Here is a 24,610-nt window from a genome sequence, read left to right as displayed (position 1 = left end):
GGAGTCGCGCGGACGGCGTGGCCTTGGGCCGTCCATGTCTTCGTCATGGTTTCGTCATGGTTTCCAGCTCCAGCCGGTAGCCCACTCCCCGGAGGGTGTGGATGGTGAAGGCGGAGGTGCTCGTCCAGCCGAGCTTCTTCTTCAGGCTGGAGACGAAGTTGTCCACGGTGCGCGGGTCCACCACGACGTCGCCCCACACGGCATCGAGGATCTCCGTCCGGGTGAGCGCCCGATCGCGGTGCTTGAGCAGGAAGGCGAGCAGATCGAACTCGGTGCGCGTCAGCTCGATCTCCCCGCCCTCCGCGCGGCGCAGCGAGCGCTTGCCCAGGTCCAGGTGGAAGCCCGCGAAGGAGAGGACCTGGGGAGGCTCGCCGCCGGAGCGCCGCACCAGGGCGCCCACGCGCGCGAGCAGCTCGCGCAGGCGGTAGGGCTTGGTGAGGTAGTCCTGGGCACCCACCTCGAAGCCCCGCACGATGTCGTCCTCCAGCGAGCGCGCCGTCAGCATCATCACCGGGGTGCTCACCCCGTTCGCGCGCAGGCGCCGGCAGAAGGCATAGCCGTCCTCGCCCGGGAGCATGACGTCGAGCAGGACGAGTTCGAAGGAGCGCGCGCTCAGCAGCGGCTCGGCCTCGCGGGCGCTCGTGGCCACCACCACCTCGTAGCCCTCGTCCCGGAGGTTGTCACACAGGCCAAGCCGCAGGTTCGCGTCGTCCTCGACGATGAGCACGGAAGGGGGTTTCATTCTCGCGTCTCGGGGAAGAGCAGACAGAACGTCGTGCCCTCGGGGCTGGAGTTCTCCACGGTGATGCGGCCTCCGTGCAGGAGCATGATCTTGCGGCACAGCGCGAGCCCGAGGCCACTGCCATGCACCTCGGGACCGTTGGACTCCAACCGGTGGAAGTCGCGGAAGACGTTCTCCCACTCGCTCGGGGGAATGCCGATGCCATTGTCGGAGAACATCACCACGCAGCCGTTGTGCCCGGAAGGGTAGGCGCTCAGGGTCAACTCCACCGGGGTGCGGCGGTTGTAGGCGCAGGCGTTGCGCGCGAGGTTGGCCAGCAGCAGGCGGATGAGCGAGGGGTCCGCCTCGATCTGGGCCTCGCCCACGTCCGCGGTGAGCCGGACGGGGACCGACACGGAGTCCCTCAAGTCCGCGCGGAGCATGCCGACGAGCTCCTCCATCGTCACGAGGGTGATCCGGGGCCGCCAGCGCCCCTTGTCGATGCGGTTGAACGACAGGATGTTCTCCACGAGGAAGCTCAGGCCGTCGGCGGCCTGGAGGATGCGCTCGGGGTAGGCGCGCGTATCGGGCGGGGCCTGGGCGAGCTTGCGCTCGAGCGTCTCGGCCAGCAGGCGGATGGAGGCCAGCGGGGTGCGCAGCTCATGGGAGACGGTGGCCACGAAGTCGCTCTTGAGCTCCACGTAGCGGTAGCGCCCGCGCTGGGCCACCACGGCGAGCACCCCGATGGCCACCGCGAGCGAGCCGCAGGTGGCCACCAGCAGCGTCTTGAGCCCATGGCGTTGCTCGATGGCCTCCTCGGCCGCGCGCCACTGGGGCACGGACACCTCCAGCCGCAGGGTGTCCAGGGGCAGCACCCAGTCCGAGGACTGGAGCCTGACCCGTCCATCCGGGCCGAAGTGGCCCCGCGCACGCAGCTCCGTGGCCAGCTCGTCGAGCAGCGGCTCGAGCTCCACGGCGATGCCACGCACGACCACGTCCTGTTGCTGGGGCAGGAGGGTGGGCTCCACGTACCAGCGCTCGCCCAGGAGCGTGGGGCCGGTGAGTCCCTCGGGGAGGATGATGAGGCCTGCGTCGGCCTCGCGCGCGCGGGCCAGGAAGTCGTCGGTGGGCTCGCCCAGGGCGGTGCTCACCTTCACGGTGCGCACGAGCAGGAAGGCGAAGTCGGGCGAGGTGAAGCGCTCGCGCTCGCGCAGCAGGTCCCGCTGGAGACCCGCGGAGCGTTGGATGCCACCGAAGTCCTCGGGGAGCCCCTCGCGCAGGAGCGCGCGGACCAGGGGAGGGGTGTCCGCTCCCCGCTGGAGCCGCTCGATCAGCAGCAGCACGAAGGGCAGCTCCTGCTCGGCGGGCAGCGGGTGCTCCGCGTGATGGCGCAGCAGCTCCTCGACGAGCGCGTTGGCGCGCGGGCTCTGCTTCCGCTCGAGTGTCGCCTCCACGTCCCGCAGCCGTGTCAGCCGCTCGCGCCAGGGCTCGGGCAGGGGGCCCGGGGTGAGCGCGTGGACGAGCGCGCGGTAATTACGCCGGGCGGGCGTGTCCGTGCCGGGGGCCGAGTGGGTGGCACGGGGCAGGAACTGCTGCCCGCGGAAGCGCAGGTAGTAGCCCTCGCCGGGGGCGAGGGGATTGCCCATGGCGGCATGCAGGGCGGGCAGCTCGTGCTCCAACCGCTGGGCGAGCCGGTGGCGCAGGCCCTGGGTGGCATACTCCTCGAGGGCCTCGCGGCTGGTGCGCAGCTGGGCCCGGGCATCCTCCCGCTCCTGGGTGAAGATCCGCTGCAGGCTCACCAGCCCCCAGAAGAGGGCCAGCAGGCCACAGACGAGGGCGGCGAGGGTGGGGAGGAGCCGGCGCAGCATGCGGAGGCGGAACGGTCCTCAGTTCTTCTTCTTGGGCGCCGCCGGCACGGGGAAGCCACGCTTGCGCATCAGCGCGTCGATGCCCGCGTCCTTGCCGCGGAAGGAGCGGTAGCCCTCGGCCGGGTCCACCGTGTTGCCCACCGAGAAGACATGCTTCTTCAGCCGGCTGGCCACGTCCCGATCGTAGGGGCCCTTGGCCTCGGTGAAGGTCTCGAAGGCATCGGCGGTGAGCGTGTCCGACCAGAGGTAGCTGTAGTAGCCCGCCGAGTAGCCATCCCCCGCGAAGACGTGGCCGAACTGGGGCGTGCGGTGGCGCATGACGATCTCCCTGGGCATCCCGAGCCCCTGGAGCGTGTCGCGCTCGAACGCGTCCGGATCGATCTTCTTCGTGCCCGCCAGGTGCAGCTTCATGTCCACGAGCGCGCTCGACAGGTACTCCACCGTGGCGAAGCCCTGGTTGAAGGTGGCCGCCTTGGCGATCTTCGCGACGAGCTCGGAGGGGATGGGCTTGCCCGTCTGGTAGTGCAGGGCGTAGGTGTTGAGCACCTCGGGCGTGTCCAGCCAGTGCTCGAGCAACTGCGAGGGGAACTCCACGTAGTCACGCACCACGTTGGTGCCCGACAGCGCGGGGTAGTTCACGTCGGAGCTCAGGCCGTGCAGCGCATGGCCGAACTCGTGGAACAGCGTCTCCGCGTCGCTCCAGCTGATGAGGACGGGCTTGCCCGGCTGGCCCTTCACGAAGTTGGCGTTGTTGGAGACGAGGGTGGTGATCTCCCCCCGGAAGCGCTCCTGCGAGCGATAGGCGTTCATCCACGCCCCGGAGCGCTTTCCCGGCCGGGCATAGGGATCGAAGTACCACAGGCCCACGTGCTTGCCCTGGGCCTTGTCCTTCACCTCCCAGACGCGCACGTCCGGGTGATACACGGGCACGTCGTTCACCGGGGTGAAGGTGAAGCCGAACAGCTCCCCGGCCACCCAGAACATCGCCTCGCGCAGCTTCTCCAACTGCAGGTAGGGCTTCACCTCGTTCTGGTCCAGGTCGTACTTCGCCTTGCGCACCTTCTCGGCGTAGTAGCGGTAGTCCCAGGGCTCGATGGTGATCTTGTCGCCCTCCTTCGTGGCGAGCGCCTGCATGTCGGCGACCTCCTGGCGCACGCGCGCGACGGCGGGCTTCCACACGGCCTCCATCAACGCCATGGCGCGCTCGGGCGTGCGGGCCATGGTGTTCTCCAGCCGCCAGTGCGCATGGGTGGCGTAGCCCAGCAGCCCGGCCCGCTCGGCGCGCAGCTGGAGGATCTCGGAGATGATCGCGTTGTTGTCGTGCGTGTCCCCGTTGTCGCCCCGGTTGATGTAGTTGCGCCAGACCTTCTCGCGCAGCTCCCGGCGGCGCGAGTACGTCAGGAAGGGCTCCATGGACGAGCGCGTGTTGGTGATGGCCCACTTGCCCACGAGCCCCCGCGATGCGGCGGCCGCCGCCGCGCCCGCGCGCACCGAGTCGGGCAGGCCGTCGAGCTCGGCCTCCGATTCGAGCACCACGGCGTAGCCCTCCTCGTCGGCCAGCACGTTCTGACCGAAGTTCGTGTAGAGCGAGGCGAGGCGCTGGTTGAGCGCCGACAACTGCTTCTTCTTCTCCGCGTCGAGCCGGGCCCCCGAGCGCACGAAGCGCGTGTAGTGGTGCCACACCAGGCGCTGCTGCTCGGGCGTCAGCTTCGCCTTCTCGGGCGACTCGTAGACGGCCGCGATGCGCTGGAACAGCCGCTCGTTCTGGATGACCTCGTCGGAGAGCGCCGCGAGCCGGGGCGCCATCTCCCGCTCGATGGCCTGGAACTCCGGCCCGTTGAGCGACGTGCTCCAGATGCCATAGAGGGTGCTCACCTCCTCGAAGCGCTGCCCGAGCCGCTCGAACGCGGCGATCGTGTTCTCGAAGGTCGGCGCCGCCGGCTCGTTCGCCAGGTCGGCGATCTCACGGCGGTACTCGTTCATCGAGGTCTCCAGCGCGGGCCGGAAGTGCTCGATGCGAATTTGATCGAACGCCGGCACGCCCCCATAGGGGCCGGACCAGTGATCCAACAGCGGGTTCGTCTTGGGCGACGTCGTTTCCGAGGAAGGAGACATGGTGGGCGATGGGGGGGTTGCGGGAACGGTGGGGTCGGCCCCACGCCCCTCGTGGGATGTCGTCGTGCAGGCGACGGAGGCGAGCACCAGGATGCCCGCGCCGGTGAGGAAGAGCTGACGCATGGATGGGGTCTCCGGAGGGGTGGGAGAGGAGGCACCAGAGCTAACACGCCGGCCCGCTGGTGTCGGAAACCACCTGACTCTCGTCTCATCGCGTCATGGGGGGTTGACGGCCCTGACGCGACGCGTTAGCACTGGGGTACTTACCCTCGCGGAGGTTTCAAACACATGGCGAAGCACCACAAGCACTCGAAATCCCATCAGTCGCACGCTCCCCAGGCCGGCGAGCCCGCACAGGAAGTGAATGCCGTGGAGGAGAAGGTGGAGGCCGCGGCGCAGACGGTGGCCGAGACGGCGAGTGAGGTAGCCCAGACGGTGAGTGAGACGGCCGGTGCGGCGGAGGCCGCGGCGCAGACGGCGGCCGTGGTGGTGGAGAACGCGGCGCAGGCGGCGGCCGAGACGGTGGCGGAGAAGGCGGAGAGCGCGGCGCAGACGGCCGCGGGCCGGGTGGAGGCCGCGGCGCAGAAGGCCGTCGAGAAGGCGGAGGCCGTGACGCAGAAGGCGGCGGAGAAGGTGGAGGCCGTGGCGCAGAAGGCGGCGGAGAAGGTGGAGGCCGTGGCGCAGAAGGCGGCCCAGACGGTGGCCGAGGCCGCGGGCAAGGCGGAGGCGGCCGCGGGCAAGGCGGCCGAGGCGGCCAAGGCCGAGGCGGTCAAGGCCGAGACGGCGGTGGCCGAGGCCGCGGGCCAGGTGGCGTCCTTCGTGAAGGGGCGCCTGGAGCAGGCCCAGAAGCAGTTGGGGCAGATCGAGGCGGATGCGCAGAAGGCGCTGCAGACGCTGGCGTCGATCGGCCGGGAGTCGCGCCGCGAGGTGCTGGGGATGCTGAACGTGAACGATCTGCGCACCAACCCCACCGTGCAGAAGCTGGAGAAGCAGGCGAGCTGGGTGGGCGGTGAGGTGCGTCAGCGCCTGACCGGGCTGCGCAGCCAGATGATCCAGGTGGTGGGCGGGGTGGCGAGCCAGTCCCAGGTGAGCGCGATCAACCGCGAGCTGGATCGGCTGACGAGCCGGCTGGATTCGCTCGTGTCGCCCGCGAAGCCGGCGGAGCCGACGCAGCAGGAGACTCCCAAGGCGTGAGGTAGGACTCACCCGTTGGAGAGGAAGCCGCCCGGTGGCCCCCCCTTGGGGCTTCCGGGCGTTCGTGTTTCTGGGCCGTGGGAACCCCGCATCGCCGTGAATGCAACCAGGGCGCCTGGGTGTTTGCGTGAGCTGCCCAAAGGCCGCGCCAGCTTCGACCTGCTACGCCGTCGCGTGCTGCTCGCGGATTGAGAGTCTCAACCCCATAAAGCCTTGGAGGGCCAATAAACGGAAGACAGATCAGATTTGGTTTATCGAAACGAAGCTGTAAGTACTTTTAAAACAATTCGCCAGGAATTTTTCACTGGACACTCCTTCACGGATTTGTCGACTATCCGTCACTTCCCAAGTCAGAACGAGTTGAGCACAAACCGGTTGCGTACGGGTTTGCGCCCTTGGGCCGCGGTGGGGTCGTCGGCTTGTTTGGATAGGGGGTCAGGTGTCGGCGCGAGATGGATTGCTGAAGAATGAGCTGGCCGAGGTGCAGGCGCGTCTGATCACTGCCCTCGCTCAACGGTTGGCGATTGACGCGCGCACACTCGATGTGCGCGAGCGCTTCAGCCGGTATGGGCTCGACTCACTGAAGGCCACGGGCTTCATCGCCGAGGTCGGCACGATGCTCGGGCGCTCGTTGTCCCCCACGCTTGTCTGGGAGTACCCGACCCTCGACGCCCTGGCCCGGTATCTCGCCGGAGAACAGGTGGAGCCCGCGCCGCGGCCCTCCCGTGCGCACTCGGGGGAGGAGCCCATCGCGATTGTCGGCCTGGCGTGCCGCTATCCCAAGGCGCCGGATCCCGAGGCGTTCTGGCGCCTGCTGGCGGGAGGGCGCGATGCCATCACGGAGGTTCCCCCCGAGCGGTGGGATGCCGAGCGGTTCCATGATCCTGACCTCGCCGCGGCCGGCAAGGCGAACACCCGCTGGGGTGGATTCCTCGATCGGGTGGACGGGTTCGATCCCCTCTTCTTCGGCATCTCGCCCAAGGAAGCGCTCCACATGGATCCGCAACAGCGGCTCATGCTGGAGCTGACCTGGGAGGCATTGGAGGACGCGGGGATCGCCGCGGAGCGCTTGCAGGGCTCTCCCACGGCCGTCTGCTTCGGGGTGATCTGGACGGATTACGAGACCCGGTTGCAGCGGCTCGGTGTGCGGCGCATCTCCCAGCACACGGCGACGGGCTTCCACCACAGCATCATCGCCAACCGCGTCTCCTATGTGCTGGGTCTCCGGGGACCGAGCCTGGCCATCGACACGGCGTGCTCCTCCTCGCTCGCGGCGGTGCACCTGGCCTGCGAGAGCCTGCGCAGGGGCGAGTCGACGCTCGCGCTCGCGGGCGGCGTGAACCTGAACCTCGCGCCCGACAGCACGATTGGAATGTCCAAGGTCGGTGCCCTCTCGCCGGATGGGCGCTGCTTCTCCTTTGACGCACGCGCCAACGGGTACGTGCGTGGCGAGGGGGCGGGCGTGGTCGTGCTCAAGCCCCTCTCCCAGGCCATCGCGGATGGCGATCCCATCTACTGCGTCATCCGCGGCAGCGTCATCAACAACAACGGCGGGAGCAACGGCCTCACCGCGCCCAACCCCAAGGCCCAGGAGGAGATGCTGCGCCTGGCCTATGCGCGCTCTGGCGTCGAGCCGTCCAGGGTGCAGTACGTCGAGGCGCATGGCACCGGCACGCAGCTCGGGGATCCCATGGAGGCCAGGGCCCTGGGCGAGGTGCTCGGCGCGGGGCGGCCCGCCGACAGTCCGCTGCGCATCGGCTCCTGCAAGAGCAACATCGGGCACCTGGAGGCGGCCGCGGGCATCGCGGGGCTGATCAAGGTCGCGCTGTGCATCAAGCACCGCGCGCTCCCGCCGAGCCTCCACTTCGAGACGCCCAACCCGCACATCCCCTTCGCGCAACTGCGTCTGGAGGTCCAGCGAACCCTCGGGCCCTGGCCCGAGCCGGAGCGGACGCTGATCGCGGGAGTCAGTTCCTTCGGCTTCGGTGGCACGAACTGTCACGTCGTGGTGGAGGAGGCGAGCGCGCCCCGGGCGGAGCTCGTGACCCTCTCGGGCGAGACGCAGGAGGCCCTCCAAGGGGCGGCGCGGCGGTTGCTCGAGCGCCTCGATGGCGGGGAGCAGGTGTCCCTGTCAGAGCTCGGCCGCTCGACCGCGGCCCCCGTCGGCGGGCCCGCCCATCGTCTGGCGATGACCGTCCGCTCCCGGAAGGAGCTGGGGGAGCACCTCACGGGCTTCCTGCGCGGTGAGGCGAGGGCGGGGTTGTCGGCGGGGCGGGTGGAGTCCGAGCACGCTCAGGGGCCGGTGTTCGTCTTCTCGGGACAGGGCTCGCAGTGGCCTGGCATGGGGCGGACCCTCCTGCGGACCGAGCCGGTCTTCCTGGCCTCACTGGAGCAGTGCGATCGGCTCATCCGGGAGCACCTGGGCTGGTCGCTGCTGGCCGAGTTGAGCGCCGATGTCGCGACGGCGCGGCTGGATCGGATCGATGTCGCCTTTCCGGCGATCGTCGCCCTGGAGATCGCGCTGGCGGCGCTCTGGCGCTCCTGGGGGATCGAACCCGCCGCGGTGGTGGGTCACAGCATCGGCGAGGTCTCGGCGGCACACGTCGCGGGCAGCTTGAGCCTCGAGGACGCCATGCGCGTCATCTGCTCCCAGGGCCGCCTGCTGAGCCGGCTCCGCGGCCAGGGCGCGATGGGGCTCGTGGGGCTCTCGTGGGCCCAGTCCGCCGAGCTCCTGACGGGCTACGCGGGCCGGCTGTGCCGCGCCATCGACGCGGGCGCGGACTCGACGGTGCTGTCCGGTGAGCCGGGCGCGCTCGCCGAGGTGTTCGCCACCCTGCGGCACCGCGGCGTGTTCTGCCGCCAGGTGGAGACCGACGTGGCGGTGCACAGCCCCCAGGTCGATGTGCTGCGCGGCGAGCTCTCCGAGGCCCTGCGGGGACTGCGCCCCGGCCCGGCACGCCTCCCCATCTTCTCCACGGTCACCGCCTCGCCGCTCGAGGGCGAGCGCTTCGATGCCGCCCACTGGGTGAAGAACTTCGCGGAGCCCGTGTTCCTCACGGGCGCGCTCTCCCACGCGCTCGGCGAGGGGCATCGCGTCTTCCTGGAGGTCGGTCCGCACCCGATCGTCAAGCACTCCATCGAGTCGACCCTGCGGGACGCCGGCCAGCAGGGGCTCGTCGTCCCCTCCCTCCGTCGACAGGAGGACGAGCGGGGCGTGATGCTCGACACGCTGGGTGTCCTGTATGTCCATGGCCAGCAGGTCCTCATGGGAGGGCAGGAGGCAGGGGGGCGTGAGCCCGCCGGTGGGCAACCGGTGCGGGTGCTGCCCCTGTCGGCGCGCAGCCCCGAGGCGCTGAACTCGCTGGCCACGGCCTACCGTGACTTCCTGGGTGGGGGCACGCTGGATGGGGCGACGCTCCAGGACATCACCTACACGGCGGGAGTACGGCGCAGCCACCATGCCCATCGCCTGTCGGTGGTGGGCGACTCGCGGCGGGAGCTGGCCGAGGCGCTGGAGGCCTTCTTACGGGGCGAGGCCCGTCCCGGCTTGAGCCAGGGCCGGGTGGGTCCCGAGGGGCGAACCCGGGTGGTTTTCGTCTTCCCGGGGCAGGGGTCGCAGTGGCCCGGCATGGGCCGCGAGCTTTTGCGCGAGGAGCCGGTCTTCCGGGCGGCGATCGAGGCCTGCGAGCGGGCGATGCGCCCCCACGTGGACTGGTCCCTCACGCAGGAGCTTGGCGCGGATGAGCAGCGCTCGCGCCTGCATGAGATCGATGTCGTGCAGCCGGTGCTGTTCGCGATGCAGGTGGCGCTGGCGGCGCTGTGGCGCTCGTGGGGCGTCGAGCCCGATGCGGTGGTGGGGCACAGCATGGGCGAGGTGGCCGCGGCACACGTGGCCGGCGCGCTGAGCCTCGAGGACGCGGCGAGGATCATCTGCCGCCGCAGCCTCCTCCTGCGCCGCCTGAGCGGGCAGGGGGCGATGGCCGTGGTGGAACTCGGTCTGGAGCAGGCCCGCGAGGCGCTGGCCGGCTACGAGACGCGGCTGTCCATCGGCGTGAGCAACAGCGCCCGCTCGACGGTGCTCTCCGGAGACCCCGCTGCCCTCGAGGAACTGCTGCGGCGGCTCGAGGGCCAGGGGATCTTCTGCCGCCGGGTGAAGGTGAATGTCGCCTCCCACAGCCCCCAGATGGAGCCGCTGAAGGATGACCTCCTGCGCGCGCTCGAGGGACTCTCTCCCGTGCGCGCGGCGGTGCCCATCTACTCCACGGTGACGGGGCGGACGGGCGATGGGAGCGACTTTCATCCCTCCTACTGGGTCAGCAACCTGCGCGAGCCGGTGCTGTTCCATGGTGCCGTCGAGCGGCTCCTGGAGGATGGCCATGGCGTGCTCCTCGAGGTGAGCCCGCATCCCGTGCTGCTCGCCCCCATCGAGGAGACGCTGCGCGAGTCGAAGCGGGATGGGCTCGCGCTCGCGTCGCTGCGGCGGCAGGCGAGGGAGCGGCGAAGCCTGCTGGAGTCGCTCGCGGCGCTGTCCGCACGGGGTTGCTCCGTCGATTGGAAGCGGCTGCACCCCTCGGGCGGACGTGTCGTCGCGCTGCCCATGTACCCCTGGCAACGCGAGCGCTACTGGCTGTTGGACGAGGAGACGGCGGCTTCACGGCACGAGAGCGCCGTGCGCGAGGGCGGTCCGGGACATCCTCTCCTCGGCGCTTCGCTCTCCTCGTCCGTGCAGCCTGGCACCCACTTCTGGGAACGGGCCCTGAGCACGGAGGCGTTCCCGTACCTCGCGGATCACCGCGTGTGGGGGGAGAGCGTCTTCCCGGGCGCGGGGTACGTGGAGATGGCCCTGTCCTCGGGAGCGGAGGTGCTGGGCGAGGCGGGGCTCGTGCTCGAGGACGTCTCGCTCAGTGAGATGCTCACGCTCGAGCCGCGAGGGACGCGGCTCGCGCAGGTGGTGGTGAGCGAGGAGGGCGCGGGCCGGGCCTCCTTCCAGATCTCCAGCCGCGCCCCGGGAGACAAGAGCTGGCGCAAGCACGCGGCGGGGAGACTGCGCCGGGAGGAGGGCGCGGCCCTGGCGCGCACCGTGGAGCCGCCCGGGTTGTCGCGCGAGCGCATGACGGTGGCGCTCTCCTCCGAGGTGCACTACCAGCGCAGGCAGGAGCAGGGCCTCGCGTACGGCCCCGCGTTCCAGTCGCTGCGCCAGCTCTGGCGCAGCGCGCGCGAGGGGTTGGGACGCCTGGAGCTCCCCGCGCAGGTGTCCTCCGAGAGCGGGGAGTATCGGCTCCATCCCTCGCTGCTGGATGCCTGCCTCCAGGTCGCGGTGGAGCTGGTCTCCGAGCCGGAAGCGGCGCCCACGACGGTGGGGACCCATGTGCCGGTGGGGCTCGGACGGATGCGGCTCTTCCAGCGGCCCGGGCGTACGGCCTGGGTGTGGGTGAAGGCCCTGGGCGAGGCGTCCGCGAGCGAGCGGGAGCACTCCTTCGACATCCGGCTCCTGGATGATCAAGGCCAGGTGCTGATGGAGCTCGAGGGGCTGCGCGTCTACCGGCTCGAGGCGGGCGCCGCGGTACGCAAGGAACTCGGCGAGTGGACCTACCAGGTGGACTGGGAGCCGCAGCCGCTGCCGGCGGAGCCGCCGTGGCCGGCGCGCTCTCCAGGGAGCTGGTTGATCCTCGGCGATGGCGGTGGCGTGGGTCATCGGCTGTCCGCGTTGCTGCGGGCGCGTGGGGAGACGTGCGTGCTCGTCTCCCCGGGAGAGACGTACCGGCTCGCCGGCACGGGGCGCCATGAGGTGGATCCCCGGAACGTGGAGCACCTGCGCCGGCTGCTCGGGGACACGCTGGGGTCCGGGGCGCCCCCGTGCCGCGGAGTGGTGCACCTGTGGAGCCTCGATTGCGCCTCGAATGACGCGCTCACGCCGTCGACCCTGGAGGCCGCGCGGCGTCTCGGTACCACCAGTGTGCTGCACCTCGTGCAGGCGCTCTCGCGGGCCGGCTGGAGGGATCCGCCCCGGCTCTGGCTGGCCACGCGGGGCGCGCGCTCCGTGGGCAAGGAGCCGGAGCGGGTCAACGTGGCCCAGGCTCCGCTCTGGGGCCTGGGGCAGGTGCTCGCCCTGGAGCAGTCCGAGCTGGGCTGCACACGGGTGGATCTCGAGGGAGACGTGGACGCGTGCGCCAACGCTCTGCTCCGGGAGCTGTCGTCCACGGCGTTCGAGGATCAAGTCGCCTGGCGCGGTGGTACGCGTCTCGTGGCGCGGCTCTCTCGGGCGGCGGACGCGCTGGTCGCCCGGGATCCGGCGACGTTCCTCCGCGCCGACGGCACCTACCTCATCACGGGCGGGCTCGGCGGATTGGGCCTCGAGGTGGCGCGCTGGCTCGTCACGCATGGGGCGCGGCACCTGCTCGTGCTGGGGCGCCGCGGCCCCTCGGCGGAGGCCGAGCGCACGCTCGCGGAACTCCGTCAGGCGGGCGCCCGGGTGGAGCCCTTCCAGGCCGATGTCGCGATTCCGGGAGACGTGGCGCGTGCGCTGGCCCGGGTGGCCGAGGCGATGCCGCCACTGCGCGGCGTGTTCCACGCGGCGGGTCTGCTCGAGGACGGTCTGTTGCTCAACCTCACGGAGGAGCGCTTCGCCTCGGTGATGGCGCCCAAGGACCTGGGCACCTGGAACCTCCACGCCCAGACGCGTCACCTGCCGCTGGAACTCTTCGTGCTCTTCTCCAGCGCGACCTCCCTGTTGGGCACCCCAGGTCAGGCGAACTACTCCGCGGCCAACGCGTTCATGGATGCACTGGCCCATACCCGCCGGGCCGAGGGCCTGCCCGCGCTGAGCATCAACTGGGGCACCTGGACGGACGTGGGCCTCGCGGCGGCGCAGGCCAACCGCGGAGAGCGCCTCGAGGCGCGTGGCCTGCGGGGGATGCCGCCGGACAAGGCACTCACCGCGCTTGGCATGCTGCTGGGGCAGGGCCGCCCGCAGGTGAGCGTGATGGCGCTCGATCCGAGGCAGTGGCTGGGCTTCTACCTGGCCGCGGCGCAGTCGCCTTTCTTCACCCGTCTGGCCCGAGAGCGGACGGGCAGACCCGCCGTGGAGCAGGGGCGGAGCCGGATCCGCGAGCAGCTCGAGGCCATCCGCGGCTCCGAGCGCCGTGCCCTGCTCGAGCAACACCTGCGCGAGCAGATCGGCGGAGTGCTGAGGATGGAGCCGGCGCGCATCGAGCCACGCACCCCGCTGGGGAGCCTTGGTCTCGACTCGCTGATGAGCATGGAGATCCGCAACCGCCTGGAGGCGGCGCTGGGCCTGAAGCTCAGCGCGACGCTGGTCTGGACCTATCCGACCCTCGCCGCGCTCACTCCGTACCTGGCGGAGAAGATGGAACTCCCACTCGAGGACAAGGTCGGTGAGCCCCGGGCCACGGTGGCTCCTTCACCGGTGGCGGTGGCTCCTTCACCGGCCGCGCTGGGCAGTGAGATCGACGAGATGTCGGAAGAAGAAGTCGAGCGACTGTTCGCTCAGAGGATGGTGCAGGGCAAATGACGAGCTTCGCCGAAAAAATCGCTCAGTACTCCCCGAAGCGGTTGGCACTCCTCGCGATGGATCTCAAGTCCCGGCTCGACGCGGCGGAGGGCGCGCGCTCGGAGCCGGTGGCGATCATCGGGATGGGGTGCCGCTTCCCCGGCGGTGGGACGGATCCGGAGTCGTACTGGAACCTCCTGTGCAACGGCGTGGATGCCGTCACCGAGGTGCCTGCCTCGCGGTGGACCCGTGAGGACATGGCGCGGCTGGACTCCGAGGCCCTGGAGAAGCTGGGGGCGCGCTGGGGGGCCTTCATCGACCAGGTGGACCGGTTCGACGCGGACTTCTTCGGCATCTCGCCGCGCGAGGCGCACCGGATGGATCCCCAGCAGCGCCTGCTGCTCGAGGTGGCGTGGGAGGCGCTGGAGCACGCCGGGCAGGACATGACGCGGCTGGCGGGCAGCCGCACCGGTGTGTTCGTGGGGCTGTACAGCGATGACTACGCGCTGCTGCAGATGGGCAATCCCTCCGCCCGGGACGCGAGCAGCGTGACGGGGACGCTCAACTGCGTGGTGTCGGGGCGCCTGTCCTACCTCCTGGACTTCCAGGGGCCCTGCCTGGTGGTGGACACCGCGTGCTCGTCGTCGCTGGTGGCGCTGCACCTCGCCTCCCAGAGCCTGCGCAACCAGGAGTGCTCGATGGCGCTGGCGTGCGGCGTCAATCTCATCCTCTCGCCGCACTCGTCGAGCCGGGTGTCGCGGGCCCAGGCGCTGGCGCCGGATGGGCGCTGCAAGACCTTCGATGCGCGCGCCAACGGCTTCGTGCGGGGCGAGGGCTGCGGCGTCGTCGTCCTCAAGCGCCTGTCCGACGCGCTCGCGGCGGGGGATCCCATCCTCGCGCTCGTGCGGGGCTCGGCCGTCAATCAGGACGGCAAGTCGGCGGGGCTGACCGCGCCCAACGTGCTCGCCCAGAAGGCGCTCATCCGCCAGGCGCTGGGGAGCGCGGGCCTCGAGCCCTCCGAGATCGATTGTGTCGAGGCGCACGGGACCGGGACCTCGCTCGGGGATCCCATCGAGATGGAGGCACTCCAGGAGGTCTACGGCAGCGGGCGCTCCGCGGGGCAACCGCTCGTCGTGGGCGCGGCGAAGACCAACATCGGCCACCTCGAGTCGGCCGCGGGCATCGCGGGCATCATCAAGATGGTGCTCTCCCTGCGGCACCAGGCCGTCCCCCCGCTCGCGCACTTCCAGCGGCTCAACCCGCGGATCGATCCCGGCGGCGCGCCCATCCTCCTCCCGACGGCCCTCCACCCGTGGCCGGCGCGCGAGGAGAGGAAGCGCCGTGGCGCGGTCAGCTCGTTCGGCATCAGCGGGACGAACGCGCATGTGATTCTCGAGGAGCCGCCCGCGGCTCCGGTGGCGCCGGCCGCCCCCGCGCCCGGTGTGCACCTGCTGCCGCTGTCGGCACGCTCTGCCTCCGCGCTCCAGGAGCTGGCCCGGAGGTACGCGGAGCACCTCGGGTCCTCGCCGGACGTGTCGCTCCGGGACGTCTGCTACACGGCGGCGCTTCGGCGGACGCACCATGAGTTCCGTCTGGCCGTCGCGGGAGAGTCCCCGGCCGTCGTCGCCGGGAAGCTCCGGGAGTTCGCCGACGCAGGGCCCACTCCGGCCCGGAAGGACGTGGACGGGCGGCGAAAGGTGGTCTTCGTGTTCCCGGGCCAGGGCTCGCAGTGGCTCGGAATGGGACGGCAACTCCTCGAGCAGGAGCCGGCCTTCCGCGAGGCTCTCGAGCGCATCGACGAGGCCATGCGGCCCCACGTGACGTGGCGGCTGCTCGACGTGCTTCGGGCGCCGTCCGAGTCGTCGCGGCTCCAGGAGATCGACGTCGTGCAGCCGGTCCTGTTCGCCATGGCCGTGGCACTCTCGGCGCTCTGGCGCTCCTGGGGCATCGAGCCCAATGCCGTCGTGGGCCACAGCATGGGCGAGGTCGCCGCGGCGCACGTGGCGGGCGCGCTCGGCCTGGAGGACGCGGCGGCCATCATCTGCCTCAGGAGCCGGCTGCTCAAGCGCATCAGCGGCCAGGGCGCGATGCTGGCGACGGAGCTGTCCCTGGCGGAGGCGAAGAAGGCCCTCCTGGGGCGCGAGGAGCGTGTCGCGATCGCGGTGAGCAACAGCCCGACCTCGACGGTGCTGTCCGGAGATGCCCCGGTGCTCGAGGAGATCCGCGGCGAGCTCGAGGCTCGTAATGTGTTCTGCCGCTGGGTGAAGGTCGACGTGGCGTCGCATAGTCCGCAGGTCGATCCGCTGCGCGCGGAGTTGCTCGCCGCGCTCTCCTCGGTGAGGCCGCGATCCTCCTCCGTGCCCATCGTCTCGACCGTCACCGCCACCCCCTGCGACGGCTCCGGCTTCGATGCCGCGTACTGGGTCCGCAACCTGCGAGATCCGGTGCTGTTCTCCCCGGCCGTGCTCGAGCTCGTCCAGGGGGGGCACACGGTCTTCATGGAGATGAGCCCGCACCCGATCCTGCTGCCCGCCGTCGAGCGGTGCATGCAGCACGCGGGCCGCGAGGGCATGACGCTCCCGTCCCTGCGACGTGAGGAGTCCGAGCGGGCGGTGATGCTGGAGTCCTTCGGCACGCTGTACCGCGCGGCCTGGCCCGTGGAGTGGAGCCGGCTCTTTCCGGAGGGTGGGCGCATGGCCCCGCTGCCGACGTATCCCTGGCAGCACAAGCGGTTCTGGCTCGACGGGGCGGTGTCGCCCGTCCTCCCCGCCGCCGAGCAGGTGACCTCGCTGCGCGGCCGGCCCGTGAGCGTCGCGTATGGCGTCGACGGTCAGATCTTCGAGCTGGAGTTGAGCAGCACCTCCCTGCCGTGGCTCGGCGCGCACCGGCTGGCGGGCCTCGCCGTGGTTCCGGCCTCGGCCCTGGTCGAGCTCGGGCTGAGCGCCGCGGCCGAGGCCCTGGGTCCGGGGCCTCGCGAGCTCTCGGACGTGGAGTTCGAGCGCGCGCTGGTGTTGCCGGAGGCGGAGCGGCGTGTCGTGCAGGTGCACGTCTCGCCGGGCTCCAGTGGGCGGCACGTGTTCCACATCCACAGCCGCGCGGCGGGCGGAGCGGCGCGCGAGGCGGGGTGGGTGAAGCACTGCCGAGGCCAGTTGCGGACTGCGGGCGTGCCCTCGGGCACCTCGGTGGTCCTCGACGCGGTGCGCTCGCGCTGCGCGCAGCAGGTGCCGGCTCCGGTCCTCTACGAGGAGCTCGAGCGCCGCGACGTCCAGTACGAGGCTCCGCTGCGGACGCTCGGCGAGGTGTGGAGGCGGCCGGGCGAGGCGCTCGGGCTCGTCGCGCTCGGGCCGGAGCTGGTGCAGGAGTCGGCGCGCTACCAGCTCCATCCAGCCCTGCTGGACGCGGGGCTCCAGACCCTGGCGCTCGCGCTCGCGGCGGAGGCGGACGGGGCCGCGCTCTTCATGCCCCTGAGCATCGAGGCGCTCGAGTGTGTTCCGGGCCGGGCGGACGTGAAGTGGGCCCACGTGTCACTCGCGCCCGTCACCCACCCGGAGGAGCGGGTGGGCACGCTGGAGTTGTTGGATGCGGAGGGCCGCCGGGTGGCCGCGGCGCGCGGTGTGCGACTGCGGCGTGTGGCGGCCGAGCGGCTGCGCGAGGTGCTGGGCGAGGCGCGCTCGCAAGACTGGTTCCATGACGTGACGTGGGAGCCCAGGCCCGTCGGAGCGGCCCAGCCGGGGCCCGCGGATTGGCTGGTGTTCCTCGATCGGGGTGGGTGGGGCACGGCGCTCGTGGAGGCGATTGGCCGTCAGGGCCACCCGTGCGTCACCGTGACGGCGGGGGAGTCCTTCCAGCGGCTGGACGCGCGGCGCTTCGTGGTGGACCCGAAGCGGCCCGAGGACATGGAGCGCCTGTTGCGCGAGCTGCCAGCACCCGCGTCCGGGCACGAGGGCCGCGCCCTCTACCTGTGGGGCCTCGATGCGGTGCTCGACGAGCAGGGGCAGGCGCCGGAGTCCTCCGTGGCCGCGCTGCATCTGGTGAAGGCACTCATGGGCGCACGCGGGCGCGCGCGGCTCTGGGTGGTGACCCGGGGCGCCCAGGTCACCGGCTCGGGGACCGAGCGCGTGTCGTTGGCGCAGGCGCCGCTCTGGGGCCTGGGCCGGGGCGTGTCCCTCGAGCAGCCGGACGTGTGGGGTGGCCTCATCGACCTGGAGCCGGGCGGTGCTCCCGAGGAGCACTCCGCGGTGCTTCGCGAGATCTCCGCGTCCGGCGGGGATGGTGAGGATCAGCTCGCGTTCCGCGAGAAGCGCCCGCTCGTGCCCCGCATCGTCCGCGGGCGGGTGGATGCGCCGGCGGAGCCGCTGCGCCTGCGCTCGGACGCGGCCTACCTCGTCACCGGCGGGCTGGGCGGGCTGGGCCTGAAGGTGGCGCGGTGGCTGGTGGAGCGGGGCGCGCGGCACCTCGTGCTGCTGGGCCGGAGTGGAATCTCCGACGCGGGGGATGCGGCTTCGGCGCGGCGCCGCGAGGGGCTCGAGTCGCTCCGCGCACTCGGTGCGTCCGTCACCACGCTGGCCGCCGACGTGGCGGATCGCGCGAGGATGGCGGCGCTCCTGCGTGAGACGGCCGCGACGCTCCCCCCGCTGCGAGGGGTCATCCATGCCGCCGCGCTCCTGACGGAGTGCCACCTGGAGGACATGGACCTCGCGACGATGACGGCGATGCTGCGCCCGAAGGTGCTCGGCTCCTGGGTGCTGCACGAGCTGACACGCGAGCTCGAGCTCGACTTCTTCGTGATGTTCTCGTCGACGTCGACCCTGTGGGGCGCCTCGGGCCTCGTGCACTACGCGGCGGGCAACCAGTTCCTCGAGGCGCTCGCGCACCACCGCCGGGCGATGGGACTGCCCGCCACCACCCTGCACTGGGGGACGTGGGACGAGATCGGAGGGGCGCGTGCCGAGGGCGAGCGGGACTTCGCACGCTTCGGACTCAATCCCATGTCCTCGAAGCGGGCGCTCGAGGCGATGGGCCAGGTGCTGCGGGCGGGGGTGAGCCACAAGACCATCGCGTCCGTGAACTGGTCGGCGTTGAAGCCGATCTGGGAGGCACGGCGGCGCCGGCCCTTCCTGCGACAGGTGGGCGAGTCCTCGCCAACGCCGGGCGCGACGTCCTCGCGGGCGCGGTGGCTCACGGAGCTCGAGTCGCTGCCGCCGGCCCGCCGCTTCGACACGCTGGTGCAGCGCATCCAGGGGGAGGTGGGGCGGATCCTCGGGTTTCCTTCCGCCGAGCTGCCGCCCACGGAGCGGGGTTTCTTCCAGATGGGCATGACCTCGCTGATGTCCGTGGAGCTGCGCAACGTGCTGCAGCGGGGCCTCGACAAGGAGCTGCCCGCGAGCCTCGCGTTCGATCACCCCACGGTCCTCGCGCTGGCGAAGCGCCTGGCCGGGAGCGTCAACGCGGTGGAGATCCCTCTGCCCACCGCGGCGGCCACCCAGGAGTCACGGCCTCAAACCGCGCAGGCGGAGATCGGCGATCTCGCCGAGCGCCTGTCGCAGGTGGCGGAGCTGTCCGACGAAGAGGTCGAGCGGTTGATTGCACAGAAACTGAGCTGAATCGGGCACAACGGCGATGAGCAAGGAATTCTACGAGAAGATCGCGAACCTCCCTCCCAAGAGGCTCGTGTTGTTGGCTCTCGAGCTGCACGCGGAGAGCGAGGCGCTCAAGCGCACGCGCTCGGAGCCCATTGCCATCGTCGGTACGGCCTGCCGCGTGCCCGGCGGTGCGCGGACGCCGGAGGCGTTCTGGCGCCTGCTGTACGAGGGCGTGGACGCCATCACCGAGGTGCCGCGCGATCGGTGGGACGCGGAGGCGCTGTTCGATCCCGACCCCAACAAGCCGGGCCGCACGTACGCGCGTTGGGGAGGGTTCATCGACGGCGTGGATCGCTTCGACGCCGCGTTCTTCGGGGTCTCCCCCCGGGAGGCCTCCCGGATGGATCCCCAGCAGCGCCTGCTGCTCGAGGTGGCGTGGGAGGCGCTCGAGCGCGCGGGTCAGCCACCGGAGCAGCTCTCCGGGAGCCGGACGGGCGTGTTCCTGGGCATCATTGGGAGCGACTACGCGCAGCTCCAGGCGCGGCAGCTCGCGGGGGCACCCGACATCTACCATGTGACGGGAACCTCGCTGAACGCGGCCGCTGGCAGGCTCTCCTACACGCTCGGCCTCCAGGGGCCGTGCATGTCCATCGACACGGCCTGCTCGTCGTCGCTGGTGGCGCTCCACGTGGCCTGTCAGAGCCTGCGCAACCGCGAGTGCGATCTGGCGCTCTCCGCGGGCGTCAACCTCCTGTTGCTGCCGGATGCGACGATCGCCCTGTCCAGCAGCCGGGGTCTCGCGCCCGATGGGCGCTGCAAGAGTTTCGATGCCTCCGCCAATGGCTTCGTGCGCTCCGAGGGCTGCATCGTCCTCGTGCTCAAGCGGCTCTCCGATGCGCTGGCCCAGGGTGACGAGATCCTCTCGCTCATCGCCGGCTCGGCGGTGAACCAGGACGGCGCCAGCAGCGGCCTGATGGTGCCCAACGGTCCGGCGCAGGAGCGGGTCATCGAGCAGGCGCTGGCGAGCGGTGGGCTCGAGCCCTCGCAGATCTCCTTCGTCGAGGCACACGGGACGGGGACCTCGCTGGGCGATCCCATCGAGTTGCAGGCGCTCGCGCGCGTGCTGGGCTCGGGGAGGAGCGCGCAGGCCCCCCTCGTCGTGGGCTCGGTCAAGACGAACGTCGGGCACCTGGAGGCGACAGCCGGGCTCACCGGTGTCCTCAAGACGATGCTCGCGCTGCGCCAGGAGGTGATTCCTCCGAACCTGCACTTCAAGCGCCTCAACCCGGACATCGTCCTCGACGGCGCGCCGGTGGTCGTCCCGACCGAGCCGCGCCCCTGGCCGCGAGGCGAGCAGCCGCGCCTGGCGGGAGTGAGCGCGTTCGGCATCAGCGGGACCAACGCACACGTCATCCTCCGGGAGCCACCCGCGCCGGCTGCCCAGCCCCCGCCGGCACCACCGCGGGGCGCGGAACTGCTCGTGCTCTCGGCGCGCGGCCCCGAAGCGCTCCAGGCGATGGCCGGGAGTCACGCCCGCTGGTTCGCGGAGCATCCGGACGTGGCGCTCCGCGAGGCTTGTGCCACGGCGGCCCTGTCGCGCTCCCACCATGACCACCGCCTCGCGCTCGTGGGCCGCACCCATGCCGAGCTCGTGGAGAAGCTGGAAGCGTTCTCGCGCGGAGAGCCCGTCCCGGGGGCGGCGATCGGCCGCAAGTCGGGGTCCGCGCGCCGTCGGGTCGTCTTCGTGTTCCCCGGCCAGGGTTCGCAATGGCTGGGCATGGGCCGGCGGCTGCTCGAGGAAGAGCCCGTGTTCCGCGCCGCGCTGGTGCGGTGTGACGAGGCCATCCGGGCCTGTGCGGACTTCAGCGTCCTCGAGGAGCTCGCGGCCGAGGAGGGCCGCGGCCGCCTCCAGGAGATCGATGTCATCCAGCCCGTGCTCTTCTCCATGGAGGTGGCGCTGGCGGAACTGTGGCGCGCGTGGGGCATCGAGCCGGACGCGGTGGTGGGGCACAGCATGGGCGAGGTGGCCGCGGCGCACGTGGCCGGTACGCTGAGCCTCGAGGACGCGGCGCGGATCATCTGCCGCCGCAGCCGGCTGCTGCGCGGCGTGAGTGGCCAGGGCTCCATGCTCCTGGTGGATCTGACGCTGGAGGAGGCGAAGCAGGCCCTGCGGGGCTTCGAGGATCGTGTCTCCGTCGCGGTGAGCAACAGCGTGCGCTCCACCGTCCTCTCGGGGATGCCAGCCGCGCTCGAGGAGATCTCCGGCCGCCTCAAGCAGCGGGACGTCTTCTGCCGCTTCGTGAAGGTGGATGTCGCGTCACACAGCCCTCAGATGGACCCGCTGAGGCCGGAGCTGCTCGCGGCCCTCCAGGGCATCGCGCCGCGCGCGGCCCGCGTCCCCATCTGCTCGACGGTGACGGGGGAGATGACGGATGGCGCGGGCTTCAACGCCGGCTACTGGGCCGACAATCTGCGTGAGCCGGTGTTGTTCTCGAAGGCCATCGAGCGGCTCGCGGCCGAGGGCCATGACATCTTCATCGAGCTGAGCCCGCACCCCATCCTCCTGCCCTCCGTCGAGCAGCACCTGCGGCACCTCGGACGCGAGGGCGCGGTGCTGCCGTCGCTCCGGCGGGAGGACGACGAGCGGAGCTCGATGCTGTCCTCGCTGGGGGCGCTATACGCCGTGGGCCACGAGGTGGACCTTCAGCGCCAGCATCCGGTGCGCGGCCGGCGCGTGGTGCTGCCCACCTACCCGTGGCAGCACGAGCGCTTCTGGGTCGAGGAGCCCCCGCGCGCGCGCCGTGCCCGGCGGGCCGGGCACCACCCGTTGCTCGGTGCCCACCTGACGCTGGCGGGGCAGGAGGGCTCGCACCTGTGGCTGACGGAGCTCTCCGCCGACGGCCCGGCGTACCTCGAGGACCATTGCGTGCAGGGTGAGGTCGTGCTCCCTGGCGCCGCGTACCTCGAGATGGCGCTCGCGGGGGCGGCGGAGGCGCTGGGACCGGCGAGCCGCGCGCTCGAGGATGTGATCTTCCAGGAGATGATGGTACTGCCCCGCGAGGAGGCCCTCGCGGTGCAGATGACCTTCACGCGGGACGAGACCGGAGCGCCGCGCTTCCGGATCTTCAGCCGGCCGGCGGAAGCAGGCGGGAGCTGGACGCTGCATGCCGAGGGACGGCTCGGTGAAGGCGCCGAGGCGGCGACCTTCGCGCTCGAGGAGGCGCGGGGGCGGTGCACGGAGCGCATGGACGGCGAGACGCACTACCAGCTCATGCAGGAGCGGGGCGTCGACTTCGGTCCGAGCTTCCGCGTGTTGAAGGAGCTGTGGAAGGCGCCGGGGGAGGCGATCGCCCGCCTCGAGCTGCCCTCCGCGGTCGCGTCGGAGCTGGCGGTCCATCAGGTCCACCCGGCGCTGCTGGATGCCTGCTTCCAGGTCATCAACGGGGCGGGGTTGGGTGATCGGCGGGGCGAGACGTTCGTTCCGGTGGCGGTCGAGAGCCTGCGCGTCCACGGGCGGCCTGGCCGTGTGCTGTGGGGACACGCCCTCGTGCGGTCCGGCACGAGCGGTGGGGCGGGCACGGTCGAGGCGGATGTGACCTTGCTCGATGGGGAGGGCCGCGTCCTGATGGAGGCCAGGGGCCTGATGTGCCGGCGCCTGGATGCGGTGCGGCGGCGCTCCTCGGATGAGATCGACGGGTGGATGTACCTGGCCGACTGGCAGGAAGAGCCGCGCGCGGAGCTCGCGCCCTCCACGCAGTCCGCGCCCGGGGCCTGGCTCGTGCTCGCGGATCATCAGGGCTTCGGCGGGAAGTTGCAGGCGGTGCTGCGCGAGCGCGGCGAGCCGTGTGTCCTGGTTTCCCATGGCGCTGCGTCGCGTCTCGTCGAGCCAGGGCACTACGTGGTCGATCCGTCGCGGACGGAGGGCTTCGCGCGGATCCTCGAAGCCGAGTTCGGTTCCGGACGGCCGGTGTGCCGTGGCGTCGTGCATCTCTTCAGCCTCGACGCGCCGCGGCCCGAGGAGGGGCCGGAGGCCTTGGAGCGGGCACGGTCGCTCGGGGTCGGGAGCGCGCTCCACCTCACGCAGGCCCTGGTGGCGGCGGGCTTCCGTGACATGCCCCGGCTGTGGCTGGTGACGCAGGGAGTCCACGCCGTGAAACCCGCGGAGCGCGCGGTCCACGTCGAGCAGGCCCCGCTCTGGGGACTCGGACGGGTCCTCTCGCTGGAGCATTCCGAGTTCCAGTGCTGCAACGTGGACCTCGGGGCGCTCGACGAGGCCCAGGCGCGCGTGCTCGCCGACGAGCTCCTCTCGTCGACGCGGGAGGAGCAGGTCGCGCTCCGGGGCCCGGCGAGGTTCGTGGCGCGGTTGTCTCGCATGGAGCGCATCACGGCCCCCCCGGCGGAGCTTCGCGCCGACGGCACCTACCTCATCACCGGAGGGCTCGGTGGCCTGGGCCTGAAGCTCGCGGAGTGGTTGGTCTCGCGGGGTGCCCGCCACCTCGCCCTGTTGGGCCGCGGAGGCGCATCCGCGGAGGCTCAGCGGACCCTCGATGCGCTGCGCGCGGCCGGTGCCGAGATCCAGGTGTGCAAGGCCGACGTGGCGGCACGGCCGGAACTCGAGCGGGTGTTCGCGGAGCTGGCGGCTGGGATGCCTCCGCTCCGGGGGGTCTTCCACGCGGCGGCGGTCCTCGATGACGGCGTGCTCGTCAATCTCACCTCCGAGCGCCTGCGCGCGGTGATGGCGCCCAAGGTCCAGGGCGCGTGGAACCTGCATGAGTTGACGGCGGCGGCACCGCTCGACTTCTTCGTGCTCTTCGCGGCCGCGGGCGCGCTCCTGGGCTCACCGGGACAAGGCAACTACGCGGCGGCCAACGTCTTCCTCGACGCGCTGGCATCGTACCGGCGGGGCCTCGGGTTGCCCGCGCTGAGCATCGACTGGGGTTCCTGGGCCGGGGTGGGGCTCGCGGCCGCGGCGGCCAACCGCGGCGAGCGCATCGCGCAGCGTGGCGTGGACAGCATGCCGCCCGCGCAAGCCCTCGAGGCGCTGGGCCGGCTCCTCGGTGGTCCCCACGCGCGTGTGGCGGTGATGCGCTTCGAGCTGCGGCAGTGGCGCGAGTTCTATCTCACGGCGGCGCAGTCGCCGTTCCTGTCACGGCTCGCTCGCGAGCAGGCCAGCGGCGGGGAGCGCCCGGCGAACCGGGGGGCCTTCGTGGAGACGCTCCGGGCGGCGGAGCGGTTGGAGCGAGCGCGGTTGCTCGAGTCCCACCTGTGTGAGCAGGTGGGCCACGTGCTCCGGCTGGCTCCCTCGCGGATCGATCTCCAGGAGCCGCTCGGCAACCTGGGGTTGGACTCGCTGATGAGCCTGGAGATCCGCAATCGGCTCGAGGCCAGCCTGGGGCTGCGGCTCCCGGCGACGTTGGTATGGCGCTACCCGACCGTGGCGGCGCTCGTCGGGCATCTGGCCGAGCTGCTGCAACTTCCCATCACGAACAAGGTCGAGCAGCCCCTGGACGAGGCGGCGGCGCTCGAGGCCGTGATCGTCAACAACGTCAAGCAACTCTCGGACGAAGAGGCCGAGGCGCTCCTCGCGGAGAAGCTCGCCGCGCTGAGCGAAGAGATCTGA

7 protein-coding genes are annotated in these 24,610 nt (G+C 71.4%); 4 read left to right on the top strand and 3 right to left on the bottom strand.

The window, feature by feature from the left end; genetic code table 11:
• Nucleotides 1-43: 43 nt before the first annotated feature.
• Genes CYFUS_RS31625 through CYFUS_RS31615 form a run of 3 tightly spaced genes read right to left on the bottom strand, consistent with a single transcriptional unit; the run spans nucleotide 44 to nucleotide 4,827 of the window.
• Nucleotides 44-742 carry a response regulator transcription factor gene (locus tag CYFUS_RS31625; protein WP_095988608.1) on the bottom strand — a complete coding sequence of 233 codons (699 nt, stop codon included), beginning with the start codon at nucleotides 740-742 and terminating at the stop codon, nucleotides 44-46.
• A complete protein-coding gene (locus tag CYFUS_RS31620; RefSeq protein ID WP_095988607.1) occupies nucleotides 739-2,589 on the bottom strand; it encodes a sensor histidine kinase in 1,851 nt (616 codons plus the stop codon). Before CYFUS_RS31620 ends, CYFUS_RS31625 begins: the two co-directional genes overlap by 4 nt.
• Before the next feature lie 18 nt (nucleotides 2,590-2,607).
• A complete protein-coding gene (locus CYFUS_RS31615; protein ID WP_095988606.1) occupies nucleotides 2,608-4,827 on the bottom strand; it encodes a M3 family metallopeptidase in 2,220 nt (739 codons plus the stop codon).
• A gap of 165 nt (nucleotides 4,828-4,992) precedes the next feature.
• Between CYFUS_RS31615 and CYFUS_RS31610 the strand changes: the two genes are divergently transcribed.
• The 4 genes from CYFUS_RS31610 to CYFUS_RS31595 all read left to right on the top strand — a co-directional run bounded on the left by CYFUS_RS31610 (nucleotide 4,993) and on the right by CYFUS_RS31595 (nucleotide 24,610).
• On the top strand, nucleotides 4,993-5,898 hold the full coding sequence (locus tag CYFUS_RS31610) for a hypothetical protein (protein ID WP_095988605.1): 906 nt from the start codon (nucleotides 4,993-4,995) through the stop codon (nucleotides 5,896-5,898).
• A gap of 457 nt (nucleotides 5,899-6,355) precedes the next feature.
• Complete coding sequence (locus CYFUS_RS31605) at nucleotides 6,356-13,429, top strand: type I polyketide synthase (protein ID WP_232536932.1); 7,074 nt, start codon at nucleotides 6,356-6,358, stop codon at nucleotides 13,427-13,429.
• The gene (locus tag CYFUS_RS31600) at nucleotides 13,426-19,011 is read left to right on the top strand and encodes a type I polyketide synthase (RefSeq protein ID WP_095988604.1); all 5,586 of its coding nucleotides are present in this window, start codon (nucleotides 13,426-13,428) and stop codon (nucleotides 19,009-19,011) included. Before CYFUS_RS31605 ends, CYFUS_RS31600 begins: the two co-directional genes overlap by 4 nt.
• Nucleotides 19,012-19,027: 16 nt before the next feature.
• Nucleotides 19,028-24,610, top strand: coding sequence for a type I polyketide synthase (locus CYFUS_RS31595; RefSeq protein ID WP_095988603.1), 5,583 nt, complete (start codon nucleotides 19,028-19,030; stop codon nucleotides 24,608-24,610).

This window comes from Cystobacter fuscus, assembly GCF_002305875.1.
GTDB classification, from domain to species: Bacteria; Myxococcota; Myxococcia; order Myxococcales; family Myxococcaceae; genus Cystobacter; species Cystobacter fuscus_A.
This window is presented reverse-complemented; position numbering and strand designations above follow the sequence as displayed.